General features: G+C 70.7%; 11 protein-coding genes and 1 pseudogene. All 12 read right to left on the reverse strand.

Annotated elements, in window-relative coordinates; all coding sequences use genetic code 11:
- Position 1: 1 nt before the first annotated feature.
- A pseudogene (locus MCHUDSM44219_RS28910) lies at positions 2-2434 on the reverse strand (glutamate-1-semialdehyde 2,1-aminomutase); the annotation flags it as partial.
- Positions 2415-3449: an NAD-dependent epimerase/dehydratase family protein gene (locus MCHUDSM44219_RS13370; protein WP_048418741.1), complete on the reverse strand. Its 1035-nt coding sequence runs from the start codon at positions 3447-3449 to the stop codon at positions 2415-2417. The pseudogene MCHUDSM44219_RS28910 and the gene MCHUDSM44219_RS13370, both read right to left, overlap by 20 nt.
- Entirely contained in the window at positions 3446-4105 is a 660-nt protein-coding gene (locus MCHUDSM44219_RS13375; RefSeq protein ID WP_048418742.1) for a PIG-L deacetylase family protein, read from the reverse strand. Before MCHUDSM44219_RS13375 ends, MCHUDSM44219_RS13370 begins: the two co-directional genes overlap by 4 nt.
- On the reverse strand, positions 4102-4905 hold the full coding sequence (locus tag MCHUDSM44219_RS13380; protein WP_048418743.1) for a glycosyltransferase family protein: 804 nt from the start codon (positions 4903-4905) through the stop codon (positions 4102-4104). The genes MCHUDSM44219_RS13375 and MCHUDSM44219_RS13380 overlap by 4 nt, the downstream gene beginning before the upstream one ends.
- Positions 4902-6146 carry a class I SAM-dependent methyltransferase gene (locus MCHUDSM44219_RS13385; protein ID WP_048418924.1) on the reverse strand — a complete coding sequence of 415 codons (1245 nt, stop codon included), beginning with the start codon at positions 6144-6146 and terminating at the stop codon, positions 4902-4904. Before MCHUDSM44219_RS13385 ends, MCHUDSM44219_RS13380 begins: the two co-directional genes overlap by 4 nt.
- Positions 6143-8248 carry a hypothetical protein gene (locus MCHUDSM44219_RS13390; protein WP_053081246.1) on the reverse strand — a complete coding sequence of 702 codons (2106 nt, stop codon included), beginning with the start codon at positions 8246-8248 and terminating at the stop codon, positions 6143-6145. The genes MCHUDSM44219_RS13385 and MCHUDSM44219_RS13390 overlap by 4 nt, the downstream gene beginning before the upstream one ends.
- The gene (locus MCHUDSM44219_RS31010) at positions 8241-10358 is read right to left on the reverse strand and encodes a family 16 glycosylhydrolase (protein WP_236695451.1); all 2118 of its coding nucleotides are present in this window, start codon (positions 10356-10358) and stop codon (positions 8241-8243) included. The genes MCHUDSM44219_RS13390 and MCHUDSM44219_RS31010 overlap by 8 nt, the downstream gene beginning before the upstream one ends.
- On the reverse strand, positions 10355-11641 hold the full coding sequence (locus tag MCHUDSM44219_RS13400) for a glycosyltransferase (protein ID WP_048418927.1): 1287 nt from the start codon (positions 11639-11641) through the stop codon (positions 10355-10357). The genes MCHUDSM44219_RS31010 and MCHUDSM44219_RS13400 overlap by 4 nt, the downstream gene beginning before the upstream one ends.
- Complete coding sequence (locus MCHUDSM44219_RS13405) at positions 11638-12636, reverse strand: glycosyltransferase family 2 protein (protein ID WP_082162189.1); 999 nt, start codon at positions 12634-12636, stop codon at positions 11638-11640. Before MCHUDSM44219_RS13405 ends, MCHUDSM44219_RS13400 begins: the two co-directional genes overlap by 4 nt.
- Positions 12611-13564, reverse strand: a complete 954-nt coding sequence (locus MCHUDSM44219_RS13410; protein ID WP_082162190.1) for a glycosyltransferase family 2 protein — start codon at positions 13562-13564, stop codon at positions 12611-12613. Before MCHUDSM44219_RS13410 ends, MCHUDSM44219_RS13405 begins: the two co-directional genes overlap by 26 nt.
- Before the next feature lie 30 nt (positions 13565-13594).
- Entirely contained in the window at positions 13595-14359 is a 765-nt protein-coding gene (locus tag MCHUDSM44219_RS13415; RefSeq protein ID WP_048418930.1) for a glycosyltransferase family 2 protein, read from the reverse strand.
- 550 nt (positions 14360-14909) lie between these two features.
- On the reverse strand, positions 14910-15596 hold the full coding sequence (gene regX / locus MCHUDSM44219_RS13420) for a two-component sensory transduction protein RegX (protein WP_048418744.1): 687 nt from the start codon (positions 15594-15596) through the stop codon (positions 14910-14912).
- Between the last annotated feature and the right edge of the window lie 2 nt (positions 15597-15598).

Genomic DNA, 15598 nt, shown 5'->3' on the forward strand with positions numbered 1-15598 from the left:
CCGAGGTGCGCCGGATCGCCGGTGCCACCGGCCGGCCCTGCAGCAGGCCCGCGACGCTGCGGGCGTCGATCGCGTACCGGTAGACCGGCAGCGCGTCACGGACCGCGGCGATGGTCGCGTCGACGTCGTCGTCGCCGTGCGCGGCCGAGGTGACGAAGGACTGACCGAGGACGCCGCGGCGCAGCAACTCCTGCAGGAACAACGTCCGGTACGCCTGCGACGGGACGCTGTCCGCGTCGGCCGTGCCGAACATCAGGCAGGACGGGCGGCCGGCGACCGTGATGTGGTCCGAGAGCCCCGCCTCGGCCACCGCGGCGCTCACGCCTGCGGCGAGCCGCCGGCCCGCGTGCTCCATCCGGGCGACCGGGTCCTCGGTGCGGTACGCGGCGGCGACGGCACGGAACGCGGCCAGCGACGCGGCCTCCGGACCGTGGGTGCTCGACAGCAGGAACACCCGGTCCCGGTCGGTGCGCAGTCCCCCGAGTTCCATGTACCGGCGCCGCCCGGCCAGTGCGGACAGCGGGAAGCCGTTACCCATCGCCTTGCCCCAGCACGACAGGTCGGGCGTGACGCCGTAGACGGCCTGCGCGCCGCCGGCAGCCCAGCGGAACCCGGTGATCATCTCGTCGAACACCAGCAGGGTGCCGTGCCGGTCGCACAGCCGCCGCACCCCGGTCAGGAAACCGGGGTCGGGTTCGGCGGTCGCGGTCGCCGCCTCCATCACCACACACGCCACGTCGCCGGCCGCCAGCACCGCCGCCAGCGAGTCCAGGTCGTTGTAGGAGAAGCGCACCGTCGCCGCGGCGTGGTCGGCGGGGACGCCGCCGGACATCGCGGTGGTACCGATGAACCAGTCATCGGTGGAGAAGAACGGCTGATCGCAGACCGCGACGGTGACCCGGCCGGTCACGGCGCGGGCCAGCCGCACCGCAGCAGTCGTCGCGTCCGAACCGTTCTTGGCGAATTTCACCATCTCGGCCCCGGGCACCAGCGCCAGGAAGTCCTCCGCCGCAGCCGCTTCCAGCGCCGTAGGTCGGCTGAAGCCGACGCCGCCGGCGATCGTGCGCGCCACCGCGTCGACCACCGGCGGGTAGCCGTGCCCCAGCGTCACCGCCCGCAAACCCATGCCGTACTCGATGTAGTCGTTGCCGTCGACGTCCCACACCCGGCAGCCCCGACCGTGGGTCAGTACCGGTGGCATCGTCTCCGGATACTGGTCGGCTCCGCGCGCGTAGGTGTGCGCGCCGCCGGGAACGAGTTCGTGCAGCCGGTTCTGCAGCAGCCGTGAACGCGCGAAACGGCGTGCCGGCCGGGCGAACTCGTCGTCGACGACCCAGCGGCCGGCCAGCTGGGGCCAGCGCGCCTCGACCTCGGGCAGCAGGTCACCCAGCGTGAGCAGCACCCGGTCGGGCGCCGCGTCGACCAGGGCCTGCGGCGCGATGATCGGAATGTCGGTGCCCGGCATGCGGCGGCCCTGCTTGGCCGGGGACGCGTCGGCGACCGCGGTGATCAGCGACGAGTTCAGCGCGGCACGGCTGAACAGCGCCACCGCCCGTGATGCGGCGCCGTACGCGTAGACGCGGCGGCCGGCGCGGCGCTCCTCCTCGAGCCAGCAGCGCAGCGCCACCGTCTGCGCGTCGGCCGCATCCTGCAGCACGGCGACGGTGGCCGGATCGGTCAGTGCGGCTTCGGAATCGAGTAGCGCGCGGACCGTCGGCCCCGGGTCACCGGCTCCGTGCACCGCCGCGACGAGCACGGTGCCGCCGTAGAGATCGAACCTCCACGCCTGCACGGCCCGCATGCCGACCCTGTCGAGCTGGTCCACCAGCGCCGGTGTGGAGTAGTACCCGAAATGTCCGTGCCGCAGAGCATTCCACTGACTATGCGCCACGATCGCGCCCAGGCTGTGGAACTGCAGCAGCAGGACACCGCCGGGTGCGGTGGCGGCGGCGCGCTCACGGAACGCCGCGCCCTGGTCGGCATCGTGCATGATGCCGAAACAGTCCACGACCACGTCCGCGCTGCCCGAGCCGGGATGGTAGCCGCGGTCGGCGAGCAGGGGCAGCCAGCTGCCGCCGTGCGGGCTGCCGAACTCGCAGACCGTGCCGCCCCCGGCCAGCCAGCCGGCCTCACCGACGCGCCGGATCGCGTCGGCGGCTTGGCTGGTCAGCGCTTCGGGCTCGACACCGCGGGGTTCGGCGGTACGGGTGTCGTCCTCGGCCAGTTGCGCCAGGCCGCAGTCCGCGCACACGTCCATGGCCAGCGGGTGCGATGTCTCCGCCTGCTCCACCGGTGAGTCCGCCGGCGGGAAGTGGTCCGCGGCGGGCACCTCGCCCAGGTCGAGCACCCGCTGCAGACGTCGGCCCCCACAACCGCGACATTCGCCGTCCATCACGCGACCGTGGCCGCTGTGGTCACACGAACTCGCTGACATGGCGCATCGTTTCGTCGATCCGGCCGGTGCGCTGTAGGTGGGCCAGCCGGTTCAGCCGGGTGAACCTGTGCTCCAGGTCCGCGGAGGTGACGCCGTAGCGGACATAGGCCGAATGGAGTTCGGCGGCACCGTCGGCCACCGAGATCTCCGCTTCGAACCCGAGGTCGGCGCGGGCGCGGCTGAAGTCTACTCGGTACGAGCGCGGATCGGACCCGGTCTCGCCGGTGATCAGCACATCGGAGCCGGGAACGGCGTCGGCGACGCGACGTGCGATCTCGGCGACGGTCACGTTGTTGGCCTCGCTGCCGACGTTGAAGGCGCGGCAGGAGATCACCGGGGCCGGCACCTCCAGGCAGCGGACGAACGCCGCGGCGATGTCCCGCGCGTGCACCAGCGGGCGCCACGGGGTGCCGTCGGACAGCACGCGCACCACACCGGTCAGCACCGCTGAGCCGACGAGGTTGTTCAGCACGATGTCGGCCCGCAGTCGCGGCGAGAAGCCGAACGCGGTCGCGTTGCGCAGGAACACCGGGCTGAACCCGGAGTCGGCGAGTGCCGCCAGATCGTCCTCGACGTGCACCTTGCTGACGGCGTACGGCGTCAGCGGACGCAGCGGGGCGTCTTCGTCGACCAGACCGTCCCCGGCGGCGCCGTACACCGAACACGTCGATGCGTAGCAGAAGCGTTGCACCCCGGCTTCTTTGGCCAGCCGGGCCAATCGGACCGAGGCGTGGTGGTTGATGTCGTGGGTGACCTCGGGCATCAGTGCGCCCAGCGGGTCGTTGGACAGCGCCGCGAGATGCACGACCGCGTCGACACCGCGCAGTTGCTCCACGGTGACCTCGCGCAGGTCGACCGCCAGCGCGGGCGGATCGTCCGGCCGCGGGCCCAGCACGCAGTCGGCGAACAGGCCGCTGTCCAGGCCGATCACCTCGTGGCCGGCCGCCCGAAGCGCGGGCACCAGCACGGTGCCGAGATAGCCCTGGTGACCGGTCACCAGCACGCGCTGCGTCATACCGCCGCCTCCCGCCCGAAGCGCAGCACCGTCTTCTCGACGGTGAAGGCCTCGGCATGTGCGCTGCGGCACTGTACGCCGCGCAGCCGCGACAGCCCGAGGAAGGCGTCCTCGTCGAACCAGTCCCGACCGGTCTGCGACGGATAGTGCTTGTGCAGCAACCGCGCCTTCTCCTCGGCGATGGCGGTGTCGACGGGATGGAAGACGTTGGGCGACGGGGTGTCCGCCTCCCATTTGAGGATCTCGTAACCCAACGTGAGGTGGTCGCGGAACTCGGTCGGCGTCAACTCGGCGAGGAGCCGGTGATCCTGATGGGCGTCGGCGCGCTGGGTGCTGAACACCAGATCCGGTTCGCAGGTGCGACGGAACGCGCGCAACCCCTCCTTGACCTCGTTCCAGTGCGCGGGCGTCTGGCCGTCGGGAAGGCCCAGCAGCGTGAGGCTCACCTCCGCGCCCGGACAGAACGCGGCCAGCGCACCGCGCTCCTCGGCCTCGCGGACGGTGTCCGCGCCCGACAGCACCAACGCATGAACCCGCAGTCCCGGATGCGACCGGCTCAGCGTGAGAAGTGTTGCGCCCATGCCGATCGCGATGTCGTCGCAGTGGGCGCCCAGCACGGCGATCTCGCGCAGCTGCCCTGTGTTCAGATCGATCACGACGCGGCCACCTTCTCGTGCTCCCACAACGCCCAGGGACGGTTGCCGCTGCGGTAGGCGGCGTCGAGTTCGGCGCGTTCCTTGAAGGTGTCGGCCGGCTTCCAGAACCCGAGGTGCTTGTAGCCGTAGAGCTTGCCCCGGGCGGCCAGAACCCCGCACACGTCCTCGACCAGATCGCAGTTCTCCGTGAGCATGTCGAGGACCGCGGCGGACAACACGAAGAAGCCGCCGTTCTCCCAGATCGGCAGCCGGGACACCGGCGTGATGCCGGTGACCGCACCGGTGTGCGGACCGGACTCGATGACGTCGACGCAGTGGAACGACGACTGCGGCGGGACGATCAGCATCGACGCCAACGCACCGGACGCCTTCACCTCGTCGATGATGTCGTTGAGCGGCGCGTCGGTCAGCACGTCGGCGTAGTTGGCCAGGAAGTACTCGTCGCCGTCGAGGAACGAGCGCACCCGCCGGAGCCGTTCTCCGATGGGCGATTCGGGGCCGGTGTCGACGAACGTGATGGTCCAGTCGCTGATGTCGGTCTGCAGCAGTTCGACCTTGCCGCCGCGGATCACGAAATCGTTGGACGCCGACTCCCGGTAGGACAGGAAGTAGTCCTTGATGTGCTCGGCGCCGTAGCCCAGGCACAGCACGAACTCGGTGTGACCGAAGTGGGCGTAGTACCGCATGACGTGCCAGATGAGAGGCCGCGGACCGATCATCTGCATCGGCTTGGGGATCTCGTCATCGCTGCCGTTGCGCATCCGCATGCCGTACCCGCCACAGAACAGAACGACCTTCATCTCCGATTTCCTTCCGTCATGTCGACGACGTGCAGGGTGGGCAGCGGGTACACCAGGCGGGCGCCCCACTCGGCGGTGTAGCCGAGCTGATCGGTGATCTCCGCCTCGAGGTTCCACGGCAGCACCACGATCACGTCGGGCCGGTCCTTGTCCAGCTGCGCCGGATCGAGAATCGGGATGCGCGCGCCGGGCGTGAATCGACCGTGTTTATAGGGATTCCGGTCCACGGTGTACTCGAGCAGGTCGGTGCGGATGCCGCAGTAGTTGAGCAGCGTGTTGCCCTTCCCGGGAGCCCCGTAGCCGACCACGCGTTCGCCGCGCGCGCGGCACTCGAGCAGGTAGCGCAGCAGGTCGTGCCGGATCGTCTCGGTCCGCGGCCGCAGCCCGAGATAGCCGTCGACGCGGTGCAGTCCCGCGTCCTGCTCGGCGGCCAGCGCGGCGGCCACCCGGGGCGAGGGTGCAGCGGCCAGCTCGGCGGGTCGCGCCCACAGGCGCAGCGATCCGCCGTGCGTCGGCAGCATCTCGACGTCGACGACCGCGAGGCCGCCGGCCGCCAGCGCCCGGATCGCGGAAAGCACGGTGTAGTACTGGAAGTGCTCGTGATAGATGGTGTCGAACTGTCCGAGCGCGACGAGGTTGAGGGCGTGATGCACCTCGATGCTCAACCAGCCGTCGTCGGCGAGCAGGGTGCGCAGCGACCGCGTGAACCCGGTCAGGTCGGGGACGTGGGCGTAGACGTTGTTGGCGACCAGCAGGTCGGCGGCGCCGTGCCGGGCCCGGACGTCGGCGGCCACCTGCTCATCGAGGAACGCGGTGACCGTCGGCACCCCGCGGCGCCGTGCGGCCTCCCCCACATTGACCGACGGCTCGATGCCGAGGCAGCCGATGCCGGCCGCGGCCACGTGCGCCAGCAGGTATCCGTCGTTGCTGGCCACCTCGACGACGAACGAATCCTGTTTCAGTCCCACGCGATTCGTCGCCTCGGCGACGAAGCGACGGGCGTGGTCGACCCAGCTGTCGGAGAACGAGGAGAAGTACGCGTACTCGGTGAACGTCTCCTCGGGCGTGATCAGCGCAGGGATCTGCAGCAGCAGACAGTCCTGGCACAGCCGCAGGTGTAGCGGGTACGTCGCCTCGGGGGCATCGAGTTCGGTGGCGGTGAGGAACTTCTCGCACGGCGGCGTGGCGCCGAGGTCCAGCACACTGTGCAACCTCGCCGACCCGCACAGTCGACACGTCATGACCTGCACCCCCCGGACTGGTAGCGGTACACCGCGGTGGTCTCGTCCTGCAGCCGCAGGCACCACACCGGGCTGGTCGCGAACATGCGCTCGAAACGGTCGACCGTGTCGGGCGCGGCGTAGCCGAAGTAGTCGAACGCCGTCTTGGCGTCGGCGGTGAACACGAAGTACGTCTGCCCCGCTGCGGCCGCGGCTTTTTCGGTGACGTCGTCGAACTGGCCGGCGTCGGGGAAGCCGTCGAGGAACCCGGGCCAGCGCTCGACGATCGGGGTGTCGAACGAGTCGTCGTGCGCGGCCAGGTCGACCCAGGTGGCCGTGGCGCGCGTGGGCATGCCGGCCGAGTGCAGGCTCCAGACGGTGGCGGGCGCCCGCGCACCGTCGACGAGGTTGTTCAGCAGCGCCAGCTCCGAGGGCCGGGCCATGTTCAGGTACCAGGTGCCGTAGTAGCCCTGCAGACCGGCGGCGGCGATCAGCGCGAGCGCGACGGCGGCCAGGTGGTGGGCGCGGCGCGCCGTGATCGCGGCGACCAGCAACGGGGCGATCAGCACGGCACAGCCCGGCAGCGCATAGAGGTAGACCCGGAACACCGCCTCGCCGCCGTAGCTGCTGAGCCCGAGCAGCACGAAGGGGCTGAACGCCAGGATCGCCGGGACGGCCACCGGCCGCTTGCGGCGCCACCACACCACCGCGGCCACCACCGCGGTCAGCATGATCGTCGCGGACAGCCCGCGGCACACCAGCGAGGTGATCATCTTGTCGAGCGACCCCGCGTACTCGACGTTGCCTGCGCCGTTGGCCAGCGGGTTGAGGCTCGACAGGCCGCCGTGCTCGAACACGATGTAGCGCCGCGGATACAGGTAGCCGAAAAGGATTGCGGCATAGGGGATCACGATCCAACGCGGACCGATCTGCCGGGTGATCGCCAGCGCCACCACCACGCCGAAGATCCAGAACGGTGTCAGCTGATGGGTCGGCACCAGGGCGGCGAACAGCAGGAAGGCCAGCCACCCGGCGCGGCGGTCCACCCGCGAAGCCAGCAGCGCCACGATGATCCCGAGTCCGACGACGAAGGCGAACGCCTGGGGCGCGAAGTAGTCCTGGGCCACCCAGTTGGCCAGCTCCGAGACCATCACCGCGGACAGCACCGCGCGCCGGTCCAGCCCGAGGGTGGCCGCCAGCGACCCGACCACGAGGGCCAACAGCACGTGCACCACCGGGGCGAACCAGTGCGCCACCGCGGTCGGGTCAACGGAGGTGACGTCGCTGAACCACGCGAACGTCGTGAAGAACGCCGGCCACTCGCGGTAGACGTCCACCCCCGACGGCGGCAGCACCCGGTTGGTCAGCAGGTAGTCGACGATGCCCAGGTGCTTGTAGGTCCACGCGTACATCGGCAGATCGGTGATCAGCGTCGCGGTCAACCGCAGCACCAGGATCGCCGCGCCCACCGCCGCGGCCGCGGCCGCCAGCGCGTCGGCGCGCAGCGCGACGACGAACACGCACGCGAGCACGGCACCGACGACGACGAGCACCGGTCCGGTCCCGGTGACCAGCAGACCCAGGGGTGACTCGGGGGCCGCGGCCATCCCCGGCAGAGCCACCGCCCACACGCACAGCGCCGCCACGATCCACGCGTACGGCGCGCTCAACCGCCACCGCCCGGGTGCCAGTGCGGTCGGCCACCGCAGCGCCGGGCGCGGCCGGCGCAGCGCGCACAGCACCGCCGAGCCGGCGACCGCGGTGACGAGCGTCACCAGCAGCGGGACGGGCAGCCATGCGCCCGCCCACGTCACGGTCACGGTGGCACCTGCCGCCACGGCCATGCCGGTCACCGGGACGACGGCCACCGCCGCGGCGGCGGGAAGTCGCATCCACAGCACCGTCGCCAGGCCGGGTCCGGTGAGCAGGAACGCCGCCAGCAGCACGGCGCGCAGCCACGGCGCCACCGGGACCAGCGACAGCAGACCCAGAGCCGCTGACGCCAGCGTGAGCCATTCCGGTCGCAGCACGCCGATCGGTCGGCGGGCCGGTTCGACGCGGCGATGCCGGCCGCGCACCGGTGCCGGTGCCGGCGAGGCAGGCCGCTCGAGCAGATCAGTCACCGGTCACCCGCACCCAGTCGACCGTCATCGCGGCGGGAGACGGCGTGGTGTCGTCGGCGGGGCCGGGCCAGGTGCCGCCGACAGCGACGTTGAGCAGCAGGAAGAACGGCTTGTCGAAGACCCACTGCTCGTCGGCGGGCAGGTCCCCGGCACGGAACACGGTGGTGGTCCGGTCGTCGACGCCCATCGAGATCACCCCGGGGTCGCGCTGCACCCAGTACGTGTGGAAGTCGTCGACGAACGGCGGATCGATGGGCAGGGTGCCCGCGAGCTTGTACTCCCGTCCGTCGGTGTCGGGTCCGATCGCGCCGTTGTGGATGAAGCGGGCGTCGGAGATCGTCTCCACCACGTCGAGTTCACCGCTGCGGGGCCAGCCGACGGCGTCCACGTCGTCGCCGAGCAGCCAGAAGGCGGGATGCAGCCCGGCGCCGCGGGGCAACCGCACCCGGGCTTCGGCCCGGCCGTGCACGAACGACAGCCGGCCCTTGGTCGTCAACCGCGCCGAGGTGAACCGGTCGCCGTCCCGGCGCGCGGTGATGACCAGGTGGCCGTCGCCGTCGAGCGCCACGTTGTCCGGAGAATCGGTGTAGACCTGCGATTCGTCGTTGCCCCACCCGCCGCCGCCCAGGTCGTAGCCCCACCGCGCCGGGTCGGGCCGACTGCCTGCCGGGCCGTTGAAGTCGTCGAACATCATCACCGCGGCTGAGGCGGTGGGCCGGTCGACGGAGCACAGCAGCGTCACCGGCAGCGCGGTGGCCAGCAGCACCGACCCCACGCGCAGCCAGACGCGGCCGGCCCCGGCGGCGGCGTGACGCGCGCGGCCGTCCTGTCCGGCGCGCACCCGGCGCAGCCACGCGACGGCAGGGCCGATCAGGATCGCCGCCGAGAGGGCCTCGGCACCCAGGTACGCCCAGCCGACGCCGGTGATGCCCATCGATCGGGTGGCGACCCACGAGCCGGCGATGATCACCACGGTCATCAGCGCCTGCACCGAGAGGTAGAGCGCGAGCTTGCGCTGGACCCGGGAGAAGCCCTCGTACACGGCGGCCACCCCGGACAGCGGCAGGAACGCCGCGGCCAGCCACAGCAGGCTGTGCCCTTCGGAGCGGTAGTCGCCGCCCGCGAGGCCGAGCATCAGGGGACCGACCAGCACCAGTCCCGCCGACGCGGCCACGGCCACCACGGCCATCGTGCGGACCATCCGCCACGACAGGGCCGCGACCTGCTCGGGGTGGGCGGCCACTTCGGCGACGTAGGGGCTGACGACGAGGTGCATCATCAGGTACAGGGCGCTGATCATCGCCCAGGTCACGGCGAAGTACGCGTTGGCGGCCTGACCGACTTGCGTGACCACGATGAGCGGCACCACCAGCGGACCGATCGACCACAGCGACGCGATGCCGAACGACGACCCGAAGTAGGACCACATCTGCCGGCGCGGCGGCAGATCCGCCGCCTGCCGCCACCGCGGATGGGTCGCGCTGCGGCGCTGCAGGACGACGTAGGTGCACAGCGCGGCCACCGCGGCGGTCAGCGTCCAGCTCAGCACGATCGTGACGGCGTGATCCCAGATCGCCAGCGCCGCGACCGCGGCCAGCTTCGCCACCGCGTGCACCAGGTTCTTCACCGCGGCCCACCGCGCGACGCCGAGGCCCGCGGAGGCCTTGTCCAGCAGCGCGAACACCGCCAGCACGAGCACCATCAGCGGGAAACCGGCCATCGCCCAACCGGATTGGAACAGCGGGTCGCGGGGTCCGACCGCCACGAGAACGGCGCCGGTGAGCAGACCCATCGCAGCGACCAGCAGGAAGCCGCGGCGCAGCAGTGCCGGTGCGCGGACCCCGGCGATCGGCAGGAACCGCTCGTAGAGCACGTCGAGACCCAGCGTCGACATCGTCGACAGCAGCACCGCGGAGCTGATCAGCGCCGAAGCGAGCCCGACCTCCGCGGGCGGGAACAGCCGGGCCGTCACCGCCCAGAAGGCAAGGCCCAGAACGCCGGTCGACGCGGTGGACGCGATCAGTGCGACGGTGTTGAGTCGCAGGTTGCGCTCGGCGGGCAGGTCCGCCGCCGCATCGCCCTGATCGAGGACGGCGGCGCGGGCGCTCATGCGGGCACCGCCAACGGCAGGGGGTCGCGTCCCTCGCGCAGCGCCGCCCGGTACGCGCGGAAGCCGGCGAGCACCGAGCGCCACGCCGGGGTGGTCAATCCCTCGGGCAGCAGGTGCACGAGTTCCTCGGCGGGCTTTGCCGTGGACGCCGAGTAGGAGAGGTACTTGACGAACTCGGGTGCCCGCAGGAGCGCCGTCGAGAACGCCTGCGGGGCCGTCGCGCGATCGCAGGCGATCTTGGCGATCCACGCGCCCAACCCCACTCCGTAGGTGCGGCTCTGGGCGGCGAGTCCTTCACTGCTGGCCCGGTGCCGGTGCCACACCACCGATGCCGGGTCGTACACCAGCGCTCCGCCGGCACGCAGCAGCCGGAAGAACATGTCGAGGTCCTCCCCGCCACCGGTGGGCGATCCGGCGCCGAGCGCCTCGTCGAACCCGCCGAGACGCAGCACGGCGGCGCGGTCGACGGCGAAGTTGGCGCCGGTGCCGTAGTGGCCGACCGCGAACGGGAACAGCGGGATGTCCGACGGCGGGGCGGCCCACTCGAACACCCGCGTACGCAGGCAGGCCGACCAGCCGACCCGGGCGTCGAAGTACGCCTGGGCGGGTGTGCGCAGTTCGGCCGCCGGCACCAGCCCGGACACGCAGGTGACCGACTCGCCCCGGGCGAAGCCCCGTGCGATCGCGGCGAGCCAGTGCCGGTCGACCACCACGTCGTCGTCGGTGAACGCGACCACGTCACCGGTAGCGGCCAGCAGGCCGGTGTTACGAGCGCGCGAGAGCCCGGGCCGCGGCTCGTCGATCACCCGGACCCGGGGGTCGGCGAGTGCCTCGACGTACCGTCGCGTGGCGTCGGTGGCGGCGGCGTTGTCGACGATGATGATCTCGACATCGGGGTAGTTCACCGCCCGCACCGAGTCGAGTGCGGTCTGCAGCATCGACACGCGATCGCGGGTGCAGATCACGACGGTGATCGCCGGCGTCGACGACACCGGCACCGGGGCAGGCGCGGGAAACCGGGCTGCCAGTGCGCGCAGCCGGCGCACGTCGACGGCGCCGTCGGTGATGTCGAGGTCGACGAATCCCAGCGGTCCGGCGTCGGTGCGGACCAGCAGTCGTGCGCGCTCGAAGCCCTCGGCATGCTCCAACCGGGCGGCAGCGCAATCCAGGTCGAGGGCGTCGGTCCAGATCTCACCGATCCAGGTGGCGCCGTCCCACACCGGCGGGGCGGCGGCGGGCAGCACCGGGCGGATCGTGGTCTCGGGGAGGGTCAGGTCGGTCATGCCCACCCGCTCCGACGGGCCAACGCGCCACGCACATAGCCGGCGGTGGTGGCACCGAGGCCCAGCACCATCATCGCGGCGCGACGCCGTCCGCCGCGCCGCGGCGACACCGCCTCCCGCGCCACCGCGCGCGGCAGCACCCGGGTGGCGTAGCTCTGCTCGCTGTCGAGCGATCCCGGTGCCGCGGCCAGTCGCGTGACCACCGCTTTGGACAGGCCCTCGTGATAGCAGCGGCTCAGGAAATAGCGGGGCGTCGCCCGGTCCGGGCTCACCCAGTGCCGCACGGCGGCGGCGGGGTCGAGCAGCACCCGATCCGAGGGACGGCGAGCTCGCAGTCGCAGGAACAACTCCGTCTCCTCGCCGCCGACCGGCACCGACCCGACGCGTCCGACCTCGGACCGGAAGCCGCCGAGGTGCGTGAACACCGATCGGCGCAGGGACATGTTGCAGCCCAACGGGTTCCGAACGAGCGCCACTCGGTCGGGTTGTCCGACGTAGCTGCAGCCCACCACCCAGTCGAACTCGGCCGGCATCCACAGGGGTCGGCCCTGCGGCCAGACCGGCGCGGCATGGCCGCCGACCCCGACCACGCGAGGATCCTCGTAATGGCTCAGCAGCGCACGGCTCCACCCCGGCTGCACCGCGGCGTCGTCGTCGAGGAACGCCACCACCTCGCCGTCGGCCGCCTCCACCCCGGTGTTGCGGGCACCCGACAGGCCGCGCTTACCGGTGTTGCGGCGCAGGATGATCCGCAGATCGTCGACGAATCGCGCTGCAGCGAGGGCGAACAGCTCGTCGTTGTGGTCGATGACGATCACGACCTGCAGAGCGGGCGCGTCGTCGGCGAGCACCGAGTCCACCGACCGGCACAGGTCGTCCCAGCGCTCGGTGGTGTAGGAGCAGACGACCACCGACAGGCTCTCGACCGGACGCCGGTCCGCGGGATCCAGGTACGGCAGTACCCGGCAGTTATGAACGGTCTGGGGCACCGGCATCGCTGTCCGGCTCCTCTCCTGCTGTGCGGGCCGCGGCGCACCGGCGGCGGTTACGAAGATTGCTCAACGCGTACAGGCCGGTCCGGCGCAACTGCATGTCGTAGGAGCGCAACCGGCCGTACAGCACGTCGGCGGTGGTGATGTTCCAGCGTGCGTCCTCGGCCAGCCGGCCGCTGAACCCGAGCTGCTGACGCAGCTGCGACCGCGCCGAGGTCAACGCCGTCGTCGAGCCGCTGGCGATCCGGAACGCGGCGAGCGTGGTGGGGACGCCGAAGAACTCGCCCCGGTCGAGCAGCCGCACCCACAGGTCGAGCTCGCTGAGGAACGAGGTGACGGGGTGGAATCCGCCGCAGCGGTCGAAGTCGGTGCGCCGGAACATCGCCGCGACCGGAGGGCCGATCGGATTGGTGCCGCTGCGGACGATGCGCCGCACCACGTGATCGGCCGACTGCAGCCCGACGATGCCGGGCAGCCCGCGGTCGGGACGCATCATCTCGCCGCCGTCGTCGATGAAGTCGGTGCGCGCCGAGACCAGGCTCACCGTCGGCATCGCGTCGAGCACCGCCGCCTGTACGCGCACACAGTCGGGGGTCAACGTGTCGTCGGCGCATACCACTTTGACGTAGCGGCCCCGGCTGTGGCGCACCGCGATGTTGAAGTTGTCCATCATCGGCACGGTTTCGGCGTTGCGCAGCACCCGAACCCGCGGATCGTCGACGTCTTCGAGGATCTGCCCGGTGCCGTCAGAGCTGTTGTTGTCGATGACCACGACCTCGAAGTCGCTGCTGTCCTGGGCCAGGACACTGTCCAGAGTGGCGCGCAGATGGCGGCGCGCCTGATAGGCCGGGATGCAGATGGAGACCGCTGGGCGCGCCGTGCGCTCGCGAGACGCCGGCGCCGCTGCGGGACGTGAAGTGATCGTGGCCATGTCGTCAACCCCCCCGGTTGATGTCGTCGGTTACTTGTCGGCGGCCAGTGCCTGCACCACGCGGCCCGAGACTCCGGAGCGGTGATCGCGTAACACGGTGCGCAACACCCGGATTCCGTCGCGCACGGCACGAAGGTTGGACTTGCCGTGGCGGCGTGGCATCTCCATGCTCGGCACCTCGGCGACTCGAAGGCCGGCCTGCATCGCGCGGACCGTCATCTCCGCCTCGATCTCGAATCCGGTCGCCTGCAGATCCATCACCTCGAGGTAGCGGCGGTGGAACGCGCAGAACCCGTAGCACAGGTCGGTCAGGTCGGCGTCGAAGGCGGAGTTGAACACCGCCAGAAGGAACTTGTTGCCCAACCGGCGGAACGGCGTGATGTCCGAGGACCCGCCGCCGGCGATGAACCGGGAGCCCTTGACGAAGTCGTAGCCGTGGGACAGGAAGTGCAGGAAGTGCCGGATCTCCTGCGGGGCCATGCTGCCGTCGGCGTCCATCATCACGATGACGTCGCCGGTGGCGGCTTGGAACCCGGCGCGCAGCGCGTCGCCCTTGCCGGTGCCCTGCTGGGCGACCACCCGGATGTCGGGGCGGTAGCTGCGCGCGGTGATCACGGTGGCGTCCGTCGAGTTGCCGTCCACGAGCACGATCTCGTCGACGTCGTCGCTGATCTGCTCCAGCACCCAGGCGATGTTGCGCGCTTCATTCCGCACCGGGATGACGAGGCTGACCGTCATCGTCGACGGGCCGGCGGGTCGGCGGCCGGCGATCGAGGCGTGGCCGCTGCTGAGCAGGCCGGCCCTGCGCGCTGCGGTGGTGTCGTGTCCGTTCTGGGCTACCAGGTCAGTCACCGTGTGGCTCCGTTTCTGTTGGGATCGTGACGCTCCCCGTGGTGTCGATCCGCTCGCCCACACCCCGGATGCCGTTCGCGCGCAAACAGTCGCATATTCGCTGTCTCTGCGCTTCCGGCTCGCGGGGACGTCACGGCCTGACGTTATCACCGCGCTTCAGGCCTCACGAAGCAAAGAATTGCCGGTCCAGCTAACCGATACCGGCGGCCCCATCTAGAGACAACCATGAAGAGCTTGAAGCAGCGTGTCAACGCACTTCAGAGCAGCTTTTGCCCCCGCTTTCAGCTAACTGAGCGACGGGAATCCAGTTGAGTTTTACTCCCGAAGATGCAGAGTTAGCGAACAAAAATGGGCGTCAGGACAGGTGCCGTAATGTGACCAAGGTCACAGCCATTGATCACTGGGCGCGATGGGAACTGTGATCGCCTGTTAACAACAGGCAAACTCTGTGACGAAATGGGGACGATTTCGGCCCCGGCCGAACGGAAGAGTGTCAGCCCTCGAGTTTGTACCCGAGCCCGCGCACCGTGACCAGATGCACCGGGTTGGCGGGGTCGGCTTCGATCTTGCTGCGCAGTCGCTTCACGTGGACGTCGAGCGTCTTGGTGTCCCCGACGTAGTCGGCGCCCCACACCCGGTCGATCAGCTGGCCGCGGGTCAGTACCCGCCCACTGTTGCGCATCAGGTACTCGAGCAGATCGAACTCCTTGAGCGGCAGGGTGATCGGGCTGCCGTTCACGCTCACGACGTGACGCTCCACGTCCATGCGGACCGGGCCGGCCTCGAGCACGCCGTCGGCGATGCCCTGATCGTCGGCGTCGGCCCCGCGCCGCAGCACCGCCCGGATGCGCGCGATCAGCTCCCGTGCCGAATAGGGCTTGGTGACATAGTCGTCGGCGCCGAGCTCCAGGCCGACCACCTTGTCGATCTCACTGTCGCGCGCGGTCACCATGATCACCGGCACGCTCGAGCGGGCCCGCAGCTGCTTGCAGACATCGGTGCCGCTCATCCCGGGCAGCATGAGGTCCAGCAGCACGATGTCGGCGCCCGCACGCTCGAACTCGGCCAGGGCCGACGGGCCGTCGGCCACCACCGTGGCCTCGAAGCCCTCCTTGCGCAGGAGGAAGGCCAGGGGATCGGCCAAGGACTCCTCGTCCTCCACGATCAGCACACTGGTCATCG

It is taken from the genome of Mycolicibacterium chubuense, from assembly GCF_001044255.1.
Lineage (GTDB): Bacteria > Actinomycetota > Actinomycetes > Mycobacteriales > Mycobacteriaceae > Mycobacterium > Mycobacterium chubuense.

What these genes read in the sequence shown, in the direction of transcription:
- MCHUDSM44219_RS13380 (WP_048418743.1), bottom strand. Translation starts at nt 4,905, where the DNA reads ATGAAGGTCGTTCTGTTCTGTGGCGGGTACGGCATGCGGATGCGCAAC.
- MCHUDSM44219_RS13370 (WP_048418741.1), bottom strand. Translation starts at nt 3,449, where the DNA reads ATGACGCAGCGCGTGCTGGTGACCGGTCACCAGGGCTATCTCGGCACC.
- regX (WP_048418744.1), bottom strand. Translation starts at nt 15,596, where the DNA reads ATGACCAGTGTGCTGATCGTGGAGGACGAGGAGTCCTTGGCCGATCCC.
- MCHUDSM44219_RS13385 (WP_048418924.1), bottom strand. Translation starts at nt 6,146, where the DNA reads ATGACGTGTCGACTGTGCGGGTCGGCGAGGTTGCACAGTGTGCTGGAC.
- MCHUDSM44219_RS13405 (WP_082162189.1), bottom strand. Translation starts at nt 12,636, where the DNA reads ATGCCGGTGCCCCAGACCGTTCATAACTGCCGGGTACTGCCGTACCTG.
- MCHUDSM44219_RS13400 (WP_048418927.1), bottom strand. Translation starts at nt 11,641, where the DNA reads ATGACCGACCTGACCCTCCCCGAGACCACGATCCGCCCGGTGCTGCCC.
- MCHUDSM44219_RS13410 (WP_082162190.1), bottom strand. Translation starts at nt 13,564, where the DNA reads ATGGCCACGATCACTTCACGTCCCGCAGCGGCGCCGGCGTCTCGCGAG.
- MCHUDSM44219_RS31010 (WP_236695451.1), bottom strand. Translation starts at nt 10,358, where the DNA reads ATGAGCGCCCGCGCCGCCGTCCTCGATCAGGGCGATGCGGCGGCGGAC.